The organism is Ensifer sp. ENS11, assembly GCF_014851895.1.
Taxonomy (GTDB): domain Bacteria; phylum Pseudomonadota; class Alphaproteobacteria; order Rhizobiales; family Rhizobiaceae; genus Ensifer; species Ensifer canadensis.
The window spans coordinates 1-255 of record NZ_JACVAN010000105.1; the positions used below are offsets into that span (position 1 = coordinate 1).

At 64.7% G+C, this 255-nt stretch carries 1 pseudogene; it reads left to right on the plus strand.

Annotation, left to right across the window (positions count from 1 at the left end):
* A pseudogene (locus IB264_RS34420) lies at positions 1-255 on the plus strand (sugar phosphate isomerase/epimerase); the annotation flags it as partial.

The window sequence follows — 255 nt, forward strand, 5'->3', positions numbered from 1 at the left end:
CTGGGATACCAGGCTGATCGATTTGCAGCAGGCGGCGACGTCAAAGGCCTATTGCGACGAGCTTGCCGGCATTGCCCGCGACAACGGCGTCGAGATCACCGAGCTGTCGACCCATCTGCAGGGCCAGCTGGTCGCCACCCATCCGGCCTATGACGAGGTGTTCGACGGTTTTGCCGTGCCGGAAGTGCGCGGCAACCCGAAGGCACGGCAGCAATGGGCGGTCGAGCAGGTGAAGCTGGCGCTGACGGCGTCGAA